General features: G+C 47.8%; 15 protein-coding genes. All 15 read right to left on the reverse strand.

Annotated features, from left to right (window positions below):
- Positions 1–200: 200 nt before the first annotated feature.
- Positions 201–2,576, reverse strand: coding sequence for an RNA polymerase recycling motor HelD (gene helD / locus GUA98_RS02695; RefSeq protein WP_193721982.1), 2,376 nt, complete (start codon positions 2,574–2,576; stop codon positions 201–203).
- Positions 2,577–2,866: 290 nt separating this feature from the next.
- The gene (locus tag GUA98_RS02700) at positions 2,867–3,328 is read right to left on the reverse strand and encodes a pyridoxamine 5'-phosphate oxidase family protein (protein ID WP_193721983.1); all 462 of its coding nucleotides are present in this window, start codon (positions 3,326–3,328) and stop codon (positions 2,867–2,869) included.
- A 132-nt stretch (positions 3,329–3,460) separates the two neighbouring features.
- Positions 3,461–4,525: an FUSC family protein gene (locus GUA98_RS02705; RefSeq protein WP_153977919.1), complete on the reverse strand. Its 1,065-nt coding sequence runs from the start codon at positions 4,523–4,525 to the stop codon at positions 3,461–3,463.
- Between the two features lie 362 nt (positions 4,526–4,887).
- A complete protein-coding gene (locus GUA98_RS02710) occupies positions 4,888–5,601 on the reverse strand; it encodes an HD domain-containing protein (protein ID WP_321573826.1) in 714 nt (237 codons plus the stop codon).
- A 2-nt stretch (positions 5,602–5,603) separates the two neighbouring features.
- Positions 5,604–7,043, reverse strand: coding sequence for an NAD-dependent malic enzyme (locus tag GUA98_RS02715; protein WP_193721984.1), 1,440 nt, complete (start codon positions 7,041–7,043; stop codon positions 5,604–5,606).
- Positions 7,044–7,219: 176 nt separating this feature from the next.
- Positions 7,220–9,292: a beta-galactosidase gene (locus GUA98_RS02720; protein WP_321573827.1), complete on the reverse strand. Its 2,073-nt coding sequence runs from the start codon at positions 9,290–9,292 to the stop codon at positions 7,220–7,222.
- A 36-nt stretch (positions 9,293–9,328) separates the two neighbouring features.
- Positions 9,329–10,441: an arabinogalactan endo-beta-1,4-galactanase gene (locus GUA98_RS02725; protein ID WP_153977916.1), complete on the reverse strand. Its 1,113-nt coding sequence runs from the start codon at positions 10,439–10,441 to the stop codon at positions 9,329–9,331.
- A 37-nt stretch (positions 10,442–10,478) separates the two neighbouring features.
- On the reverse strand, positions 10,479–11,357 hold the full coding sequence (locus GUA98_RS02730) for a carbohydrate ABC transporter permease (RefSeq protein WP_062321957.1): 879 nt from the start codon (positions 11,355–11,357) through the stop codon (positions 10,479–10,481).
- 29 nt (positions 11,358–11,386) lie between these two features.
- Positions 11,387–12,277 carry an ABC transporter permease gene (locus tag GUA98_RS02735; protein ID WP_153977915.1) on the reverse strand — a complete coding sequence of 297 codons (891 nt, stop codon included), beginning with the start codon at positions 12,275–12,277 and terminating at the stop codon, positions 11,387–11,389.
- Between the two features lie 248 nt (positions 12,278–12,525).
- Complete coding sequence (locus tag GUA98_RS02740) at positions 12,526–14,208, reverse strand: extracellular solute-binding protein (RefSeq protein ID WP_127536365.1); 1,683 nt, start codon at positions 14,206–14,208, stop codon at positions 12,526–12,528.
- Between the two features lie 128 nt (positions 14,209–14,336).
- Positions 14,337–15,959 carry a response regulator gene (locus tag GUA98_RS02745; RefSeq protein WP_193721985.1) on the reverse strand — a complete coding sequence of 541 codons (1,623 nt, stop codon included), beginning with the start codon at positions 15,957–15,959 and terminating at the stop codon, positions 14,337–14,339.
- 70 nt (positions 15,960–16,029) lie between these two features.
- Positions 16,030–17,796: a sensor histidine kinase gene (locus tag GUA98_RS02750; RefSeq protein WP_193721986.1), complete on the reverse strand. Its 1,767-nt coding sequence runs from the start codon at positions 17,794–17,796 to the stop codon at positions 16,030–16,032.
- 305 nt (positions 17,797–18,101) lie between these two features.
- Positions 18,102–18,800 (reverse strand): hypothetical protein, encoded by a 699-nt coding sequence (locus GUA98_RS02755; RefSeq protein WP_193721987.1) that lies wholly within the window; start codon positions 18,798–18,800, stop codon positions 18,102–18,104.
- A gap of 130 nt (positions 18,801–18,930) precedes the next feature.
- Positions 18,931–20,454 carry an ABC transporter substrate-binding protein gene (locus tag GUA98_RS02760; protein ID WP_193721988.1) on the reverse strand — a complete coding sequence of 508 codons (1,524 nt, stop codon included), beginning with the start codon at positions 20,452–20,454 and terminating at the stop codon, positions 18,931–18,933.
- Between the two features lie 151 nt (positions 20,455–20,605).
- Positions 20,606–21,514 carry a carbohydrate ABC transporter permease gene (locus tag GUA98_RS02765; RefSeq protein ID WP_127536375.1) on the reverse strand — a complete coding sequence of 303 codons (909 nt, stop codon included), beginning with the start codon at positions 21,512–21,514 and terminating at the stop codon, positions 20,606–20,608.
- Between the last annotated feature and the right edge of the window lie 12 nt (positions 21,515–21,526).

A 21,526-nucleotide genomic window follows, 5' to 3' on the forward strand; every position in this document is an offset into this window, starting at 1 on the left:
GAAAATTCCCACCAATTGTGCATGAGTACAAATTCAAGCTCCATAATTATCCACCGAACTAAACACATTCATTCTCATGTCAGGAATAGTTATCCAGACCAGCTCTTCCATTCCGTTTATCATAGCCAAAACCTTACCCTACATAGAAAGACTCCCGTTCGCGGGAACGGAAGTCTTCTCGTATAAAAGGATCACCTTGTTTAATCTGTTTGAGCCGCAGATACATGGTTAATGGCATATAGCTGCTGCGGCTGTGAGGTTATGAACGGACTTGGTTTACCAAGGCTATACACATGGAGCAGGTGCATCGCTCGGGTACACGCCGTATAGAACAGTTTGCGCTCGTGCTCCTGCGCATATTGTTCTGCCGAACCGTCATAGATCAGCACCGCATCAAACTCCACCCCTTTTGCAAGGTATGCCGGTATAACATGCACACCCCGTTCGAAGGCAAGTGTTGTCTTCTTGATCAATTTCGGTGCAGCAGGCAGTACGCGGCTTAACGCCTCATGAACTTCCTTGCTCTCTTCCGCCGTCTTACAGATTACCGCAACCGATTCATACTCTTCCTGAATGAGATGGCTAAGATCCGCTGCAATCTTGTTCATATGCTCCTCCGTATTGGATGACACAATGACTGACGGCTTCTCGCCGCTGCGATTGAACGGAATGATCTCTTCCCCACCGGGAACCATCCCCCTTGTAAACTCCACAATCTCCTGTGTTGAACGGTAGCTCCGCGTGAGTTCGATCACTTCCGTATTCTCTGGTCCATACAGGTTTGTTAGTGGTCCAGTACCACGAAGTACTGAAGAATGGGCATAGATCGCCTGATTAAAATCACCTAAGGCCGTTATTTTCGCCCGTGGAAACAGTCTTTTCATGAAAGCCAGCTGAAACGCAGAATAATCCTGCGCCTCGTCAATAATCACATGTCTTATATTCGAGTTGATATGGAATCCAAGCAGCAGCTCCCGCAAATACAGATAAGGGGTAATATCCTCATACGCCAGTTCCTGTACTTTCATTCGGCGAAGAGTCATGCTGCAGATTTCATCCCAGTGGGCAGGCAGTGCCTCGCCTTCCAGCAGTCGAATCATCTGTGCCTGGTCCTGGAACAGATGCGCATACAACTGGCGAATATCCACGAATCGCAGCGATTTGATCCACTTCCGCAATGGCTTGAGCCGATCACTAACCACCATGCGGGCCAGGATCTCCCGTTCCTGTGCAAAATCATCGAAGGTATCCACTTTCCCCTTTTGTTTGCGCTTCAGCCGCTGATAAGCACGCTGCAGATCTTCCGGTTCCATCAGATCCAGCTGCTGATCAACCCAAGGTGCTTCCAATTCACTTTTGCCAAAGGCCGACAATTCCTTCAGCATCCAGTCCCGAAGCATTTCCAGACGATTTACCAGCTTCACGGATGATCCGAAGCTGTAGAATTTCTCAGCCATCGCCTCCGCTGTGACAACCGCCTGTCCCTGGAACCGCACCGGTTTGAATTTCATGCCTTCCGACATCAGGCTGTCCTTGAATCGCGTAATCACTTTCAGGAAGGCTTCGGAAGACTTGAAGCGAATGCCTGACATACGCGCCGTGTATCCTGGATCCTCCATATTGGAGAGGACGTATTCAAGCTGAATGAATGGATCCTCCAGCTGATATTCGCGGCCAAGCCTGCGTTCCAGGTACTCCTGAAACGTCGTTTGCAGCATATTTTCTTCCCCTAGCTCAGGCAGTACCGTGGATACGTAACTGTTGAACATCGGATTCGGCGAAAAGAGTACCATCTGATCGGCCTGCAAATGCTCGCGATACTTGTATAGAAGATAGGCTACACGCTGCAGTGCAGCTGACGTTTTGCCGCTGCCGGCTGCTCCCTGCACAATCAGCATACGTGTACGGTCATTGCGGATAATTCGGTTTTGTTCCTTTTGAATGGTCGCCACAATGCTTTTCATTTGCGCATCCGATGTACGGCTCAGCACCGCCTGAAGAAGTTCATCTCCAATGGTAACCCCAGTATCGAACATAAAACGGATACGACCATCCCGAATGACAAACTGTCGTTTCATTTCGATATCGCCACTGATTTCCCCGCTTGGTGTATGGTAAGTAATTGGTCCGGGGGCACCATCGTAATACAGATTGGATATCGGCGCTCGCCAGTCGTAGACCAGGAAGGATTCTTCCTTCTCATCCAGCAGTGAAGCAATACCCAGATAAATCCGCTCTGCTTGCGGATAACCGTCTTCCTTAAAATCGATACGTCCAAAATAGGGCGAGTGATGCAGTCGTTTCATTTTATCCAGCGCCGCTGCCGTATTCAGATGACTGCGTTCCCGATCCGACAGGACCTGCGATTGCTGCCGCATGCTGGTGGATGTTTCCCCAACATCATCCGCCTCACTGAAGTTCATGGTGACTTCATCCCAGAAGTCCTTTCTCATTTCCACAACTTCATCCCGGAAGGAACCTACCTCCTTTTCAAGTTCGGTTATTTTCCGCTCGATCTGATCGGTTACGATGTCTACTCTCCGCTGCTCCTCGCTCCATTGCTGGTCAGTACTCATATGTTAATACGCCCCTCTTTCCCCGGATTGTGTCCTCAAAAGCCCATTTGACAAGCCCGAAAAGGCTATGGTATAATTAATTAGAAAGTAAACATTTTAATTTTATGTTAATTAGTTCTAATTTTCTGAAAACCATTTTTTATTGTACCAGTGACAGCGTCCCGATGCAAGCGGAGGCGTTTTTTGTTGTTTCTACCCTTAAATACGAACCGCATATACGAAGGTCATCGTTCCCATAGACCTCTTTATTATTACCCTCGAAATGGATGAATATAGATATGGTTTGTCTTCTATTGACGCAATTCTGCAATCGTCTCTTTCCATCTTGATATGGATGCTGCTTCGTCTTTTAGTTGAAACGTGATTCCTGTTGTGATATCAGCATACGGAGCATGATCCACGCGTACGCCTGCTACTTGAGCCTCATATCGATCTCTAGGATGAACGGCTTCCTTCAACGAAGGAAGAGCCCTGATCTCCAAGCGCACAAACAACAACTTATGCTCATGTACGGCAATCAAGGTAGCCTTGCCTGTTCTGTTCATATTCATACTTGTTTGTGTCCCTGGCCATAATGCGAGTCTAAGTTTATTTGGGTTCATAGCGATAATCTCACCCACACTAATCATGGCCTGATGCGGCCATCCATCCTCTGACACGGTTAGCAGCTGCATGGCATCATGCTGTTTCTCCTCCAATTGATCTCCACTCAGCCATTCAACAAATGCTGTATTAAGATGTTTATCGTTCATATTATTCTCCCTCGGTTCATTAAGATGACCTTCATCCCTTGGTTATGTATACAAAACAACCCGGACACAGTCGTCCGGGCTACACGTTGTTTTTCTATTGTATCTGATGGAGAAGCCTGTGTGCAATTGCTGTTAAGGCCACTTAAGCCAGTTCAGCATTTTATCCTGTGACTCGTTGTCTTCCGTGGAGCTATGCACATGTTCAGCAAGCCTGTTGAGTCGTTCCAGCTGATATCCGTAATCGTATATTGCTGCAGCAACGATAGATAGTCTCAGCATGCCTTCCTGATCCATATCAAACTGGGATATGGCTTGTTCCATGAACCGATCATTATCCAATATGAACTGTGCTGCCTCTTCCCCGTTCGGCTTCAACTTATCCTCAAACTTGAGCAGGGCGTGCTCATGGAATTTAATGACCAATTCAAGATGTGTATCAAAAAACTGATCCATCTCCGGCGTCCGCTGTGCCTGGAAATAATGCCGCTCCACGGAATCCAGCACATCATACCCTTTTTGCAGGCTCAGCAGCATTTGTTTATATACAACCATCTGCCGGGTCTCGCTGAATTTGGAACGCTTCATTTTCTTCTGTTCTTCCTCAAACAAATTGTACTTATCCGAGAGCGATTTGATGGAACCACCCAGACTGCCCTTCTCATCCCTGAAAACGACTTCCTTGATCTCATCCGAGATGGACGTGCGTAACAGCAGGGACATGCTGTTGAATACATTCTGGATCTGCTTCACAAACTGCACCTTGGGCTTAGGCGGAAATACCGTAATATTAATAAGAAACGCAGATACAATACCAACAAGCGTCAGCAGGAACCGGTTCAATGCAAAGTGCCAGTCACCTGAAGCTTCCATAATGGAAACGACGGTAACCAGAGTCAGCCCTACGGTCTCACCCATATTCAGTTTAAGACAAATCATAATAACAAGCACAATGATCAATCCCACTGCGATTGGCTCATTGGACAATACCATACCGCCCAAGAGGGCAACAATGGCTCCAAGCGTCGTTGTCTGCAATTGATCCAGGAAATACTTCCAGGAACGATAGATTGATGGCTGCATCGCGAAGATGGCAGCTATGGCAGCCGGTACCGGTGACTGCGGATTCAAGAACATGCTCAGGTACAGAGCAAGCGTTACCGCAATTCCTGTCTTAAGCACGCGTGCTCCAAACGACACGGTAACCCCTCCTTACCTGTACTCTCATTTTGAACGAAACCATTAATAATCATTATTACCCCGTATTTCTTTTTTTGTTGAATTATTTTGATCCAATACTCCACTTTTTCATCCATTAACGATAACAGCAGCTCCTTTTAATGTTCCGTAGCCATGTAACTTCAACATAATTTTTATCAGAACGACTTATTTTACCACGGACGCTATGTGGTTACCATGTGATTCCTCATAATGTTTATTTCACAAGATTATATAACCTGTTTTCTTGCAAAAAAAAGCAAACCTTTGGAATGTGTTATTTACCACCACCAAAAGTTTGCTAGTATATTGCTTTGGTTATCGCTCACCATGTACAAGGGTGCTTAACGATCTGTCCCTTCCCACTCCCGCTTAAACTGCTCCACGAACTCTACCATAAACGCATGGCGCTGCTCGGCCAGTTCCTTGCCATAGGATGTATTCATGAGATCCTTCAGTTTAAACAGCTTCTCGTAAAAGTGATTAATTGTCGTGCTCCGTCCATTCCGATATTCCTCCCGGGTCATCTGCTCCCGCGGCGGAAGGGATGGATCATACATTTCACGGCCTCGCGCACCTGCAAAAGCAAACGTGCGTGCAATACCTATGGCCCCCATTGCATCCAACCGGTCGGCATCCTGCACCACCTGCGCTTCCAGCGATGATACAGCAGGGCGCTGCCCTCCCGCATAGGAGATTGTACTGATGATGTTAACCACAGCTTCCCGGGTGCCTGGCTCAAGCTGCTGCTGGTCCAGCCAGTCGTTCAGCTTGTTCATCCCCGCTTCCAGGCTTTCGTTCAGCTTCTCATCCGGCACATCATGCAGCAGTGCAGCCAGCTCACATACAAATGGATCTGCTCCCATTCGATGGGCTAGCTCAACAGCAAGAGCCGTAACTCGCTCAATATGCGGCCAATCATGACCGTCCGTGTGCTTCCCGGCATCCCCTTGGACAAAGGCTCGTGCGGCGCCAAGGATAGCCTCTCTGGCAGATGTACCATCTACATGCTCAGGATGTCCGGATATATTCATTGTCAGACTGGAATTGTCGTCCACGATTACTCTTCCCCGCCTTCTCGGGCTTGTTCACGCGGCACACGCCGGGCAACTCCAGTTCTCACTGCAGCTTCAACTACACGCTTACGGATCGACTTGACCACCTTCTCGTTGAATACACTTGGAATAATATAATATCGTGTACGTTCCTCATCCGAGATGGCAGAAGCAATGGCCTTCGCGGCTGCGAGTTTCATTTCTTCATTAATCTCCGTCGCACGGCAGTCCAGAACGGCTCTGAACATCCCTGGGAAACAAAGCACGTTATTAATCTGATTCGGATAATCCGAACGGCCTGTAGCCATGACGGCCACGATATCCTCCGCTACTGCCGGCATAATCTCCGGTACCGGGTTTGCCATCGCAAATACGATAGGGTTCTCAGCCATGGATTGCACATCTTCACGGGTTAACAGATTGCCACGGGATAATCCGATAAACACGTCAGCTCCGCGAATGACATCACGCAATGAGCCCGACTCCAGCTCCGGATTGGTTCGCGAAGCATAATCACTCCATACCTCATTTTCATAGGTTTGTGTCCGTACTATAGCTCCCTCGCGGTCAACACCGATTAACCGGCTTGCTCCAGCGGACAGGAGAATATTGCTGCAGGCCACCCCTGCGGCGCCAATACCACAGACAACCATCTTCACATCGTTAATGGATTTGCCGACAAGTTTGAGCGCATTAATCAGACCCGCATATAACACAACTGCGGTACCATGCTGGTCATCATGAAACACGGGAATGTCCAGTTCTTCATTCAGTCTTCGTTCAATTTCAAAGCACCGCGGAGATGATATATCCTCCAGATTAATACCACCAAAAGCAGGTGAAATCGCTTTCACCGTTCGAATGATCTCCTCGGTATCCTGTGTATCCAGGCAGATCGGGAATGCATCCACACCGGCAAACTGCTTAAACAGCATTGCCTTTCCTTCCATGACCGGCATCGCTGCGCGAGGTCCAATGTTCCCCAGTCCGAGCACGGCACTGCCATCGGATACAACGGCCACCGTGTTCCGTTTGATGGTCAGCGAAAATGCCTTGCCCGGTTCATCGGCAATCGCCGAACATACACGAGCCACATCGGGTGTATAAACACGAGACAAGTCTTCCCGGTTATGAATCGGCGTTTTGGGAGTGACTTCGATTTTGCCGCCAAGGTGCAGCAGAAACGTACGGTCAGACACGTTAATAATGGATACACCTTTGAGCTGGCGTACCGCTTCTATGATTTTGCTGTTATCCTGCGCATCCGTTACCGCAACTGTCAAGTCGCGCACACTCACATCCTGATTGGTCGAAATCACGTCGATGGCAATGATGTCTCCCCCAGCTTCCGAGATGGCCGAGGCCACTTCGCCAAACTTGATATCTTTCGTTGTCATTTCCAGCCGAATAATAATGCTGTTGCCGTCCAGATTTCTCTGATTCATTCCAATTCCTCCCAGACTGAAAGTCTTGAGTTGCACGTTACCTGTTTCTCTTCGCTGTACATGCACTCTTTTCCTTTATCTTGTCCAGAAAAAGTGACAACTGCTACATGACTTTATACAAAAAAAGACCACCCTTACGTCTGACCTGACGTGTAGGACGGTCTTTCTCATGTATCTTATTTTCGTGCGGCCTGTCTTCTCAAGACACGAATGTCATACGGCTGCAGATCCAACTGGGCATTAACTTCATCACCATGTAGCAGGTCCGTATAAGATTGCTTGTCCAGTTCAAGCTGCTTGGTTTCCGGCGTATAGTTCTGTACAAATACATAATCGGATGTACCATCCGTCCGCAGATGCGCAGTGACTCCTCCCGGAAGTTTGGTATCGATTGCACGTTCAATTCCCAGATCGGCAATGAGCTTGCCGTAGAAATCATCATAGAATGGTGCAGTGAAACGTGTTGCGATATAATACGCTTTACCCGATCCCAATCGGTTAACGGTCAATGCCGGCCGACCGGCATAAAAGTCTGAACGATAGGTTGCCAGCGTCTCTGCCCCTTCCAGATGGATGAGATCACATAATTCGATGGCATCATATTCAGCCTGCAGACCGAGCTCGTTTCCACTCACAGGAATCGCCCCATTCTGATCCCGGTCATGCAATCCGTCGATCTCTTCGGACCAGATTCCAAGCGTTTTGCGAAGCGGGCCGGGGAAACCTCCCAGGAAGCATAGGTCATTCTCATTGACGATCCCTGACCAATAGGTTCCGACGAATGTACCGCCATTTTCGACAAATCGCTCAATCCGTTCGCCTACACCTTCCCGCACAAGGTAGAGCATCGGTGCGATCAGCAATTTGTACTTGGAGAGATCCGCTTCCATATCGATCACGTCCACAGGTACTCCTTTTTTCCAAAATGCATCATAATGCCACTCTACCGTCTGCTCATATTTCACGCCAATATTACGTGGTCCCTGGGAATCCTTCACTGCCCAGCGGTTCTCCCAATCGAAAATGATGGCCACTTCTGCCGGTACGGACGTGCCTACAACTGCTTCCATTCCTTCAAGAGCTGTGCCTACGTCCGTCACATCCTTGAACACACGTGTGTGTTCATGTCCAACATGATCCACGACAGCGCCATGCAGTTTCTCGCTGGAGCCTCTGCTCTTTCTCCATTGGAAGTACTGCACACTATCCGAACCATGCGCTACCGCTTGAAGAGAAGACAGCAGATGCATGCCTGGACGTTTCAGCTTGCTGGTCTCCTGCCAGTTCGTAGAACTTGGCGTACTCTCCATCAGCAGGAACGGCTGCCCGCCTTTGATCGAACGAACGATGTCATGCATCATTGCTATTCTGGAGGCCTGCTTATCTTCCTCGTCCGCATCATGCCATGTCGGGTAGCTGTCCCAGGACAGGAAGTCCAGAATTTCGGCAAACTTCCAGTAGTTCAACCCTTCATAGAATTCCATCAGATTTGTGGTGACGGGCAGATCCGGATTACTTGCTTTGAGCGGCTTGGTTTCATGCACGATGAAGTCTGCTGTCTGATCCGTAACGAACCGGCGCCAGTCCAGATTCATGGCATGTACCTGTGTCTCACCATGCGGCGAAGGGGATTCCACCTGACTCCAGTCTGTAACCGTATGGCTCCAGAACGTAGTCCACCAGGAATGATTCAATTCATCAAGCGTGCCGTATTTATTTTTCACCCAGCCGCGAAAAGCCTCCTGACAATAGTCACAATGGCAGTCGCCGCCAAATTCATTGGAAATATGCCAGCCGATAACCGCAGGATGTTGCGAATAACGTTCTGCGAGTTTGGTATTGATCGCCGTTACCTTTTCCCGGTATACGGGAGATGTATAACAATGGTTATGACGGAAACCGTGCAGGTTGCGAACCCGATTGGCTCCTACACGCAATACTTCCGGGTATTTGGCGGACATCCAGGCAGGTCTTGCACCGCTCGGCGTTGCTAGAAAGGCGTAGATTCCATTCGCTGCAAACGTATCCAACACACGATCCAGCCATTCAAAGGTGTATACACCTTCCTCTGGTTCAAGGGATACCCATGAGAAGATGCCAATGGACATCACGTTGCACTTGGCAAGCTTCATCAGGCGGATATCTTCTTCCAGCACCTCAGGATATTTAAGCCATTGCTCCGGGTTATAATCTGCACCATGCAGCATGTGCGGCACCTTCGTACTTACAGGTGGATATTTATAAGTCATATTTCGATTCTCCTTATCCTTATGTTGAATAGCTCTCTATCTGATCAATGCTGAGCCCTTCGGCGTATCCGTTTCGGATTCTTCCGAAGTTACATCAGCCTTCAAAGCTGTAAACGATTCCAATTTGCGGCCTTTAAAATCAAACATCGTCAAATTGCCCCAGTTGTTCGGATGTCCAACAGACCATTCCGGCTTACTCGGAATCCATGCAGGCTCCCAGTAGTAAAAACCTTGACCCAATCCTCCCGGAACCTCACGAATAATCTGAAGTAAGTCCTGCAGGTAGCGCGCTTGGCCTTCCACACTTGCCGGATAACCTGGCAGCAGCAGATCTTCCTGATTCAGAATCCACTCGTGATCTTCGGGTTGCTCCAGTGTCCAGGGATAAGCGGTTTCAACCACGTTAATGGGCTTGCCGTATCTGGCGGCCAGGTCATGCAAATTGTCACGCAGCGCGTCCAGTGTTCCATGCCACCATGGATAGTACGAGAGTCCAATCGTATCGAACTCCACGCCAAGTGCTTCGAAACGGTCGTAAAACTTCCGGCTTTCCACGTTATCCCCGCCACGATCAATATGGATCATGATGTTGATATTGGAATCAACGGATTTAACAGCAGCAATACCGTACTTCACCAGGCCTGCAAAACGTTCCCACTGCTCGTCAGTGTCATGCTCTTCACCGCTCACTCGTCCTTCATCCCACAGCATGCCAGGGGTAATTTCATTCCCGACTTGTACCATGTCAGGCAGCGCGTCATGTTCTTGTAACGTGCGAAGCACATCTGCTGTATAGGTGCACACCGCCCGCTGAAGCTCTTCATAAGACAGATTCTCCCACGCCTTGGGCTTCCACTGGTTGGCCGGGTCTGCCCAGCGATCCGAGTAATGGAAGTCGAGCAGAAATTGCAGCCCTTGTTCTTTGATCCGCTTGGCAATCGTTACGGTTCGCTCCAGATTGCAGAATCCTCCGACAGGATCGTTCCAGATCCGCAGCCGAATCGCATTGGCACCGTTCAGCTTCAGGATGGACAGCAGGTCCTGTTCCCTGCCGTCCGTGTCGCTGTAGCTCCCTCCATGCTGTTCGATTTCATCCATAAAAGACACATCCATCCCAAGAATGAATGGCTTATTCTCCAAGTTGCTCACTTGTTCAACCTCCATTGGATTAGATTTAGAACCAGGCTCAGCCTTTAACTGAACCCAGTGTCATGCCTTTAACAAAGAAACGCTGCAGGAACGGGTACACAATCAGAATTGGGGCGCTTCCGATAAAGATTTGTGCAGCTCTTACCGTGGTTTGAGATATGGTCTCCATCTCTTTCGGGTTCATGGCCATCGTACTCATATCACGCTTAATAATGACGGTCTGCATGAACGTAGCCAGCGGATAATCCTTAGCATTGTTCATGTAGAGCAGTCCGTCAAACCATGAGTTCCAGTGAAATACCATGCTGAACAGTGCAATGGTTGCGATCGATGGCATGGAGATCGGCAGGAAAATACTGAACAACGTTCTGAAGTGATTCGCTCCATCCATCAGCGCCGCTTCCTCAAGCTCTTTCGGAATACCCCGGAAGAAGTTTAACATCAGAATAACGAGGAAGGTATTAACGGCTCCCGGCAGCACCAGCACCCAGAAGGAATCCATTAGGCCGATTTTCTGAATAACCATATAGAAGGGAACCAGTCCCCCATTGAAAATCATACTAAAAACGAAAATCCACGAATAGACGGTTCTTCCTTTAAATTCATTATTTTCTTTCGACAACGGGTACGCCGCCAAAAAGGTAATCAGCAACGTAATTCCCGTACCAATAACGGTCCGCAGCAAGGAAATCCAGAGAGAATTTAGGAAAATCGGATTATTCATCGTTTTTTTGTATGCTTCAAGTGAGAATCCTACCGGCCAGAGGCTGACGAGGTTGGCGTCAGCGGCAGCCTTGTTACTGAAGGATACAGCCAGGACATGAATCATCGGTACAATACACATAATGGCAACCAAAATGAGAAAACAAATATTAATGACGTTGAACACGCGATAAGGCGTTGATTTATGATACATCGTGGTCCCTTCTTTCTCCGTTCATTCGATTAGAATATACGATATCCGGCGTATTTTTTGGCTAGGCTGTATGATACCAGGATCAAGACCATGCTGATGACCGATTTAAACAATCCAATCGCGGTCGCGAAGCCCATCTCTCCATTTTCCAGCGCAGAGCGATATACGAATGTATCAATAATGTCGCCCGTTTGATATACGAGCGGGTTGTACAGGTTGAAAATCTGATCGAACCCGGCGTTAAGCACGTTGCCCAGTGCCAGTGTTCCAACCACCATCAGCATCGGTACAAGAGACGGGATGGTAATATGCAGCGTCTGCTTCCAGCGACCCGCTCCGTCAATCTCTGCTGCTTCATACAGCGCCGGGTTGATGCCGGCAAGGGCAGCCAGGAAAACAATCATGTTATAGCCGAATTCCTTCCACACATCCGTTAGAATGATCGTTGGTCGGAACAAGCTGTTATCGCCAAGGAAGAAATATGGCCCAAGTCCGAATGTCCCGAGTACCCGGTTCACCAGTCCTCCGGTGGATAACAGATCAATCAGAATGCCGCCCAGGATGACCCATGACAAGAAGTGAGGCAGATACACCAAGGTTTGAATCGTTCGCTGGATCGCCATCTTGCGAACCTCATTGAGCAGAATTGCAAACACAAACGGGACAAACAAGTTAAAGATGAGTTTTAGCACAGCAATGATCAATGTATTCCAAATGACCTGCAGGCTGTCCTCGCGTTCAAACAAATATCTAAAATTATCAAGCCCGACCCACTCCGAGCCGCTGATGCCGAGCCATGGTTTGTAGTTCTGAAATGCCATAACAATTCCGCCCATAGGCACATAACTGAATATAATCAGAAAGATGATGGCTGGCAGCAGCATTACGTGAAATGGCCAAGTTCGTTTCAAAGTTCTCATGATTGCTCCCCCTGTAATTCTTCCTACTCAAGGCTTCCTGAGTGGCTTATAATGCGATTATATCAACCGTTTGCATAGGTCAAACAGCACATAAAAGCAATATAAATGGCACAAAAGCAACCACTTTGGACTCGCTGTCTATCGAGTCATTCATTCACTGCAGACACGTATCTCCCGCAAGCAAATTATGCTCTCCTAACGACAAAAAAGCGTGCAGACCCTGGATGGTCTGCACGCTCCTTGTATCCTTATTTTTTCACACTGTCATACCATTCGTTGACCTCTTGTGTGATTTGGTCACCGCCACCCGATTTCCACGTTTGTACAAATGTATCGAACGCATCTACAGGATTTTTACCATAAATAATTTCGTTGAATGCTTGATTCTCGATTTTGTTCAGATAGTCGAGCTTAGATTTCATCGTCGCTGTTGTAGGACCTGTAAACATGTTTTTGTATGAGATTTCTTCCTGACTGAGCAAAACTTTTGCAGCAGCAGGAGTTTCTGGTCCATAGTTAACCGCCACATCCTTCTCCAGCTTCGTTTCAGGCTCTTTGCCGTCTGCCAGATTCAACAGTGCTTTCATCTGGGCATCCGGAATACGGGCACCATCACGCACAAGCAGATAACGGACAACGTTCACATATCCGCCCTCAATTTGATCAATCGGCAATTGTTTGCCGTCAGCATCCAATTGATAGTCATACTTTTCAAACAGACCGTTATCATAAGGGCTTCCTGGTGCTGGATCTGCATAGTTGTCGAACAGGTAGTTCTCATAAGTAAAGAAGGCTTCAGGATGCTCCATGTCTTTCTTGATCAGGATAACACCATTAACAAACTGTGTACCGTGACGCATGGCTTTACCTTCAGGTCCTACTGGAATTTCGATCGGCTTCCAAACGGCACTTGGCACATTTTTCACCGTATCCAGCAGCGGCCATCCGCTCATCCAGTAAGGGCCTGGAATAATACCGGCCGTACCCGCCACGGCAGGCTCTGCCGTTTTGTTCTCATCCCACAAAGCTGCTTCCTGCGGAATGTAACCCTTTTTGAGCCACTCGCTCAATTTGGTCAAACCTTGCTTCATGCCAGGGTTGATGGAGCCATACTCCAGCTTGCCATCTGCACCCAGATTCCATTGGAACGGCAGTGTACCATATGCACCGAAGATCCAGGATGGATCACCCATCCAGGTGTTCATGGATGTTTTGAAACCGATACTCAGTGGAGTGACCTTGTCTGGAGCCAATCCATCCGGGTTATTATTTTTGAACGCTTCCATTACGGCTTCCAGTTCGTCAATCGTTTTTGGCGCTTTCATGTTCAGCTTGTCCAGCCAGTCCTGACGGATCCAGAGCAGGTAGTCATTGTTGTAGGCATAGTCGAGTACCGGGATACCCATTCTTTTGCCATCACGGCTGTACTGGTTCCATACGTTCGGGTCCTGCTCCATTGCTTTCTTCCAAGTATCGGATGCGTATTTATCGAAAAGTGGACCGACTTCCTGATACATGCCGGAATCAATCAAATCCTGAGCCAGCAGGTTATCTCCTACCGTTACCACGTCCGGCATCTCTTGACCGGAAGACATGGCCAGACGAAGTTTTGTTGCGAATGCGTTGTTCGTATCTGTCACAGACCACAAGGATTTGATTTCAATTCCAAATTTGTCTTTGGCCCATTTGGTTGCCACGTTATTTTCCATCGATTCGCCATTTTTGAATTTCAGCTCAGGGTCGATTCCCCATGCTGTTGTAATCGTTACTGCCGGATCATATTTTTCTTTGTATTCGTTTTCAACGGCTGGCGTGCTGGAACCAGCACTCTCACCGCCACTGCCTCCACCACATGCAGCAAGAATGACAGCCAAACATGTTGTCGTAGCCAGGAGCGGCAGCCATCTCTTTTTTGTAGATTTCGCTCTCATTGTTGTTCCCCCTCAATCAATCGTTTTGGTTACCCTTTCATTATAGGCCTGCCAGGCCTTTCAGCCTATGTCACGAAAACAAGATTTCTGCACCTTTGACAACCTATATATTGGAATGGAGGATGAAATTATGCCTGGTCACGGAATTCATTCGGCGTCATGCCGTAATGCTTTTTGAACATTTTGCTAAAATATTGCGGATTTTGATATCCTAGTTCACTCGTAATCTCGTATATCTTCTTGTTGCTGTTCTTCAGCAGATACAGCGCACGTTCCATACGCATGCGAATCATATAGTCCCCAAGTCCTTCACCCGTTTCGGCTTTGTAAATCTTCGACAGATACACGGGATGCAGGTATACCTTGTCGGCAATCATCTTCACGGACAGATCCTGTCCCGTATCTCGAGTAACCATCTCCTGAACCTGCTTAATGACATGCCTGCGGCTCTGGGTTCCCGCCTGATCGGACAACTCTTCCTGCAGCTTCGCAAGCATTTCCGTAGCCCAGCGTCGCAACCGTTCGGGAGATTGGATCAACTGATGTGCCAGCAGCAGGTCAAAGCCTGCATGATCGATCTCGTGCACCAGGTGACCCTGCTTGTGGGCGATATACATAAACGCATTGGTCACAGACAAATACATCTCATACACGTGTTCTCTGGACAAACACACCCGATCTGCCGCGTCAAATACAGTATTAAGCTTGCTTGCTGCAGCTTCCCACTGCTTCGTTTCGAGTAACTGGGGCAACACGGGAGGTTTATAGAGTTCTTCCAGCGCGTGCGCTGCATCATTTTCCATCCGAAGGGATCTATCCTTGTCCATGAAAATAATCTTGTTCTCTTCCGGTCCGGAAAGAACCAGCGATCCCAGACTTCTGCGATAAGCCGCAGTCATTTCTTGAAACGGAAACGGAGGTGTAACCACCATGGACAGATCACCCTGCAGGTAACGAATGACATGCTCCCGGAAAGTATCCACCGGTCCGGTCAATGTCTCCTGGGTCATGGACGCTTCCTCCACTTGTCCCTGATGTTGTAGAAACATGACCAGACATTCATGCGGCCCTCGTCCAAACCAGACTCTGAATTGGTCTCCGAGAACTTCCTCTGCTATATTCCCCACCGCAAAGTCCATCAGGTCGAGTGATTGCTGATCCATGGAAGAAAATCGACCTGTAAGACGAATAAGGAGCATAACCACCGGTTGTTCGGGTTCAAGTCCAATCTCATATTGCTGAAGCTGTTCGCGAAGGGCACGCGTTGTAATTTCACGGCCAAGCAGCAGATCATGCATCAGATTTTCACGCAAAATTTTATAATCCGATTTCCGGCTGTACAGGAGCCTATGATATTTATCGAACTCATCCCACTCCCCGCGGAGAGACGTAATCGCAGCAGAGACTGATTCCATAAATTCCTCATCATTCACGGGTTTCAGAATATAATCGGACGCCTGCAGCTGAATTGCCTTTTTGGCATAATCAAAATCACTATGCCCGGTCAGCAGAATACAGCGGATATGAGACCATCTGCTGCTCACCTCTTCAATCAGGTCCAATCCGCTCATACCGGGCATACGAATATCGGTTACGACGATATCTACCGCATTTTCCTCCATGATCTCTAGCGCTTCCTTGCCGGACGCTGCACGAAGCACCGTCGTTACTCCAAGTTCTCCCCACGGAATGGTCATTTCCAGACTCTCCGTTACATACGTTTCGTCATCCACCAGCAGTATATCGATCAACGTTCGTCACTCCTTGTCTGCTACATTTGCAATATATTTTCACTCTCTAAAAACAATCAATGGTCGTTAATCACTCTGCATCGGCACTTGCCTCTTCCTCATCTATTTCATCTTCTGCTGGCCATGACAAAGCTACACAGACCCCCCCCAGTGGGGATTCGGTTATGTGAATGCCTGCCTGTTCTCCATACCGCAGCTGCAATCGTTGATTCACATTCCACAGACCACAACCCATATCCTGATCCATTGTGCCCCTGAGCTTGTCCAGCAGCTTATCCCGTTCCTCACTGGTCATGCCCTGACCGTCATCTTCGACCTTTAGAATCATGACACCATTCTGTTTTTCTCCGGATACCCTAATCTCTCCAGCATCTGCATCGGCTTCAATGCCGTGAATGACCGCATTTTCAACCAAAGGCTGCACGATAAGGGGTGGAACCTCCTGCCTCATCATGCTGTCTGGCAGATCAATGCGGTAACGAATCCGATTCATGCGCATCTGCTGGATTTCGAGGTAACAGTTCACGAATTCGATTTCCTCGTTCAGCGGCACAACATCACGTTCCTGTCTGGTTGTATAGCGATAGTATCTGGATAAATTGTGTGACATGGCTACTACGGCATCCACACGTTTCAATTTCGCCATACTTGTGATAAAAGAGAAACAGTTATAGAAAAAGTGCGGGTTAATCTGGGATTGCAATTGCTTCAACCTGGCTTCACGTACGTGAATCTGTTCCAGATACACATGCTCAAACAGCTGCTGAATCTGTTCCACCATGGAGTTGAATCGCTCAGACAAAAAGCTGAATTCATTCCGGCCCTTGGGCTTAATTCGTACCGAATAATCTTCCTGCTTCAATCGCTGGAATCCGCGAATAAGCTGCTTCACAGGTACCTGTACCTGAACGTACAACAGATAGGCGGCCAGGAAACTCATGCCGAGCAAACATATCATTGAGGAATAAAAAAGCACATTCGATTGATGAATGGGTTTCAATATATCGGATAACGGCATATAATCCACCAGATACCAGCCTGTCGTGCTGGATTTGACCGTATTCACCATGTAAGGTTCGTTGTCAATGACCACCGTTCGATTGTCCACATCCTGAAGTGTATGAATCGCCAGCTGGTCCATCAGCCGATTGGTCAGCTCACGATCCGAGGTTCGGTTATAGATGACACCGGATTCCTCTCGATAATAGAAAGGATCATGTCTTCCATCGTCCTTGAACTTGTCCAACATATCCCGAATGTTATCACTGTCGAATTCCAACTTGATAATGGTCTCTGCATTCACAGCGGGGTCCTTAATCCCATACGGAGAAGCAGTAATCCAGCTGAACATGAATTTCTCATCTTTCCCGTCCACAATCTTGCGGACATCCCAGCCCGAAACCATACTTTCCCTAAGTGCCTGCTTGTCATAAAAACGGGCATCCCTTTCGGAGACAACCCTGCCCATGGAAGGGGAATATAAATATAATTTCGTTGTCCAGTTCGACGAACTTTCCTGGATGCTCAGCTTGTTCTGGATCCGCTTGACCAGATTGATTGCATCAAGGTCAAAATACCGACTATCGGTATAAATCCGGCGGAAGCTCGCAATATCCGGATCATGGATGAGAAGATTAGGCCAGGACGATAACAGCTCAATGTGCGTATTCACCTGATTTTGGAAAAACTCAAGCTGGTTGCTATTGGAACGATTCAATTCATCCCTGAGTACAGCCGTCGTTTTATGATTCGAGTACCAGTAGAGCAATACAACGGGGATTAGCATAATCAGAATTAAGATCACCATTTTGGAAAACAGATTGGTCCGGTATGACATTATTCATCTCACCTTGTCTAAAATTGTCGTGACATTAATTGTAATGATGTAAGCGGTAAAAACAATCACTTTTTTATCCGCACAGTTCTCTGCCTTCACCCATTCATCAGACTTAATCAAACCGGCTCATTTATAGCGTAAGCGTTACCATATTGAGGATAAAGGTCACAAAACCAATATTTCTGCACTAAATGCAACTTCCACAACACAAAAAAGCCAGCCTATTGGCCAGCTCTTCGCGGATAACATCGCTATTGCATGCTTCTTAAAATCTGATTCTATATGTATTGTTCCTTGCTGAAAACTTATGGTTTGGCATAATCGAATACAATATTCTGACCTTCTACCTCTACATCCAGCACAATATCCCTAAGCTTTCCCCTTACTTGAAGCGGTGACTGTGCAGAGCCTGAAAATGCAATTTTGCCGGTGAACGTGCCATGCGGCATGATCTCGAGATGGACCGGCTGGAGTTCAACAGACTTCAGAGCTTCGGATAGAGGATCATCCTGCTGCCTGTAACTTCTCGCCAAGTCGGGCAAAATCACAGCTGCGACGGGCTGCCTGCTATAATTTTTAAGTGTGAGATCACAGCTTACTCTAGTATTTCCATCCAGAGCCACTTGGTACATGCAGGTGCTATCATTCTGAAGATATGAGACACTATGGATGCCTGTGGAACCCCATTTGGCGACATACATCACCTTATCTGTTATGTAGGAATAACTTAAAATAATGACCACGACGATCAGCCAGAGCTGTCTTGCCAGCCGAGGATACGAAGACTTGATTTCTTTGCGGGTTAGATAAAAACTGCATCCTAATAAACCTAGTCCTATAAATAGCGTAATATGTACACCGCTCACGTACGCTGTGGTATAGGGGGATAACCCTATTTTGGATAACATCTGATCTCCCACCGAGTAACCGAGGTGGTGATTAAACGTAAAAATGATTGCAAAAAGCAGCAAAATCGCAGAGAACGCTAATTTCGTCCTCGACACAGGAACACCCCCTATTTAGCCACCTGATTATATCATAATTTTCCTAATTATGGTGTACAATCCATATCAAAAAAATAAATCAAGGCGTCTTCGACTATTGCCGAAAACACCTTGATCATAAGAAGTATCGTTACTTGGCTAGGAATGCGTCGAGCTGTTCCTGTTTGGCTGCAATGATTTTATCGATACCTGCTGCCTTCAGCTTCTCCAGATACTTGGGAATCATTTCGTTTGGATCCACTGCTCCGGATGTCATGCCTGGTTTGAACTGTTTGTTAACGTTATTAACCGCTGCGATTTCGTTTTTGACGGACTGGCTGTTGAAGGTAAAACCAAGTGCAGGCGACTTGACTCCCTTGGCATTAAACTCCTTGAACTTCTCCCACTTCTGAGGATCTTCATTATCCCAGAGGAAGTTCAGGAACTGGTTACCAAGCTGCCACTGTGCACCAGGATTATATGTGCGGCTGTTTGCATCCACGCCTTCAGGCAGCGTGATAATATTGTCCTGACCATCCTTTTTCACATAATGCTTGCCTTCGATTCCGAAATTCAACAGATTATTGATTTCCTTGTCCGAGTGGAGCAAGTTGATGACCTGCATCGCTTTTTCCGGCTGCTCGGAAGAACGTGAGATGGCCAGCATGGCACCCGAAGCATCACCGGTTGTGATGGTCGGCTCTGTCATTTCAATCTGAGTCAGCGGGTATCCGACGTACCCTTCTTCTTCCTTGTCCTTCCCCGGTTTCATGCCGTCCGTCCACATAAACGCCTTGCCTGCCTTCGCCTGATCTTTCGGGAAGACGTTGGAAGTTGCCGCATCGCTATTGATGTACCCCGCTTGATACCATTTGCGAGCCAGTGCAGCGGCCTCCTTGAATTCAGGTGTCTCCACTTCGTTCAGCACAGTTGTTGTGCCAGCTGTCTTGGAGATGACTCCAGGTACGGATGCATCACCGAGATAATCCCAATCCAGATTTTCCAGCAGTCCGTTACCATTGGTGTTCGACATATAGAATGGAGTAACGGATGGTTCATTTTCCTTGATTGTTTTCAGCAGAGGTTCCAGATCGGTCCACGTTTTTACCGTGGTCAGGTCGAGTTTGTATTTATCCGCGAGATCCTGGCGCACCAGAACACCACGTGTAGCTGCCAATTCCTTGTTTGTCGGAACGCCGTAGTTTACACCATCCACCTGGGAACCTTCCAGGAAAGCAGGGTCCAGATTTTTTTTGATATCCTGCCCATACTGATCAAGCAGGTCATTCAGGGGCAGGAACGCACCTTTGGCCACGTTGACGGTATAGTTCTGCCATGCCGCCGTGAAAATAATGTCCGATTTTTCTCCAGAAGAGATCATCAGGTTGAGCTTGTTATCCCACTGTCCCCAGTCGATTGCGTTAATCTTGAGCGTAGCTCCGATCTTGGGCTCCATTTTTTTGTTAATCTCGGCTTCCACCAGTGCCACGTCTTTCTGTGGTGTCCCCGGGTAGTACAACGTTACCTCATACGGTTTGGCTGCACTTTCCCCTGAGCCTCCATTTTCTGCCCCTTGCGTTGTTCCGCCTTGGTCTGATGAACATCCGGCAAGCACCAGGCTGAATGCCATCACGGCTGCCGTAAGTCGCGTCCATACCTTCATTGATTTGATCAACTGAACCCCTCCCAATAATGTTGAACTTTTGCGCACACGATTTCCCCAATTCGCATGTAACCCGGATCTAACTCAGATCCTTCACTGCATTGTATATATGCCCTTTCATTCTATCTTGGGATCATCCACTACCCCGCTGACCGGGACGGAGTTATCCCTTCACAGCACCCACCGTCAGACCTTTAATAAAGTACCTTTGGAAGAACGGATAGGCCAGCACAATCGGACCGATGCCCACGACAGCCATCGCCATTTGCAGCGTTTTGTTAGGAAGATTCAACAATCCGCCCTGTGATGAAATCTGTGAAGAAACATTGGAGTTGGATGTTAAATATTGAATATCGAGCAGTGTTCGGTACATAAGGTACTGAAGACTGATCGTCCGGTTATCAGAGATAAAAATCATACTGAGGTACCAGTCATTCCAGTAGTTCAGTGTGCTGAACAATGCCACGGTGGCCATAACCGGTAAAGAAAGCGGCAGTACGATACGTGTAAACGTTCGGAGCTCACCTGCGCCATCAATTCGAGCCGATTCAAGAATGGATACCGGAATGGAATTGGCGAAGAATGTCCGCATCACCAGAACGAAGAACGGTGATAACAATAACGGCAATATCAAGGCCAGAATGGAATTTTTCAGATCCAGGACATTGACGTATACGAGATACCAGGGAACGAGCCCCCCGTTGAACAGCATCGTGAAGAAAATAAAGAAAGCAAACCATCCGCGGTAGGGCAAATCCCTTCTGGAAAGCGGGTAGGCATATAGTGCAGTCAACGCTACGCTGGTAATGGTACCTACCACCGTTACGATGATGGAAATGCCGTAGGAATGGATAATCTGATCCATATCCTTGAACAGAAACTCATAAGCGGTCAGGCTAAACTTCTCAGGGATCAGCTTGTATCCATTCGCAATGACGGTTGTCTCGTCCGAGAAGGAAATGGCGAAAACAAGCAAAATCGGAACGATGCAGGCTATGGCATAAAAGATGAACATCGCGTGTATAACTGACGCGGAACGCCGTGATACAGCAAGTGGGTCACGTGATTTCACAGCAGACTTGCC

The organism is Paenibacillus sp. P13VS (assembly GCF_015143645.1).
GTDB lineage: Bacteria > Bacillota > Bacilli > Paenibacillales > Paenibacillaceae > Paenibacillus > Paenibacillus xylanilyticus_A.

Excerpts from the sequence above, each read along its gene's own strand:
- GUA98_RS02730 (WP_062321957.1), bottom strand. The coding sequence starts at position 11,357 with ATGTATCATAAATCAACGCCTTATCGCGTGTTCAACGTCATTAATATT.
- GUA98_RS02700 (WP_193721983.1), bottom strand. The coding sequence starts at position 3,328 with ATGAACGATAAACATCTTAATACAGCATTTGTTGAATGGCTGAGTGGA.
- GUA98_RS02750 (WP_193721986.1), bottom strand. The coding sequence starts at position 17,796 with ATGTCATACCGGACCAATCTGTTTTCCAAAATGGTGATCTTAATTCTG.
- GUA98_RS02715 (WP_193721984.1), bottom strand. The coding sequence starts at position 7,043 with ATGAATCAGAGAAATCTGGACGGCAACAGCATTATTATTCGGCTGGAA.
- GUA98_RS02740 (WP_127536365.1), bottom strand. The coding sequence starts at position 14,208 with ATGAGAGCGAAATCTACAAAAAAGAGATGGCTGCCGCTCCTGGCTACG.
- helD (WP_193721982.1), bottom strand. The coding sequence starts at position 2,576 with ATGAGTACTGACCAGCAATGGAGCGAGGAGCAGCGGAGAGTAGACATC.
- GUA98_RS02735 (WP_153977915.1), bottom strand. The coding sequence starts at position 12,277 with ATGAGAACTTTGAAACGAACTTGGCCATTTCACGTAATGCTGCTGCCA.
- GUA98_RS02720 (WP_321573827.1), bottom strand. The coding sequence starts at position 9,292 with ATGACTTATAAATATCCACCTGTAAGTACGAAGGTGCCGCACATGCTG.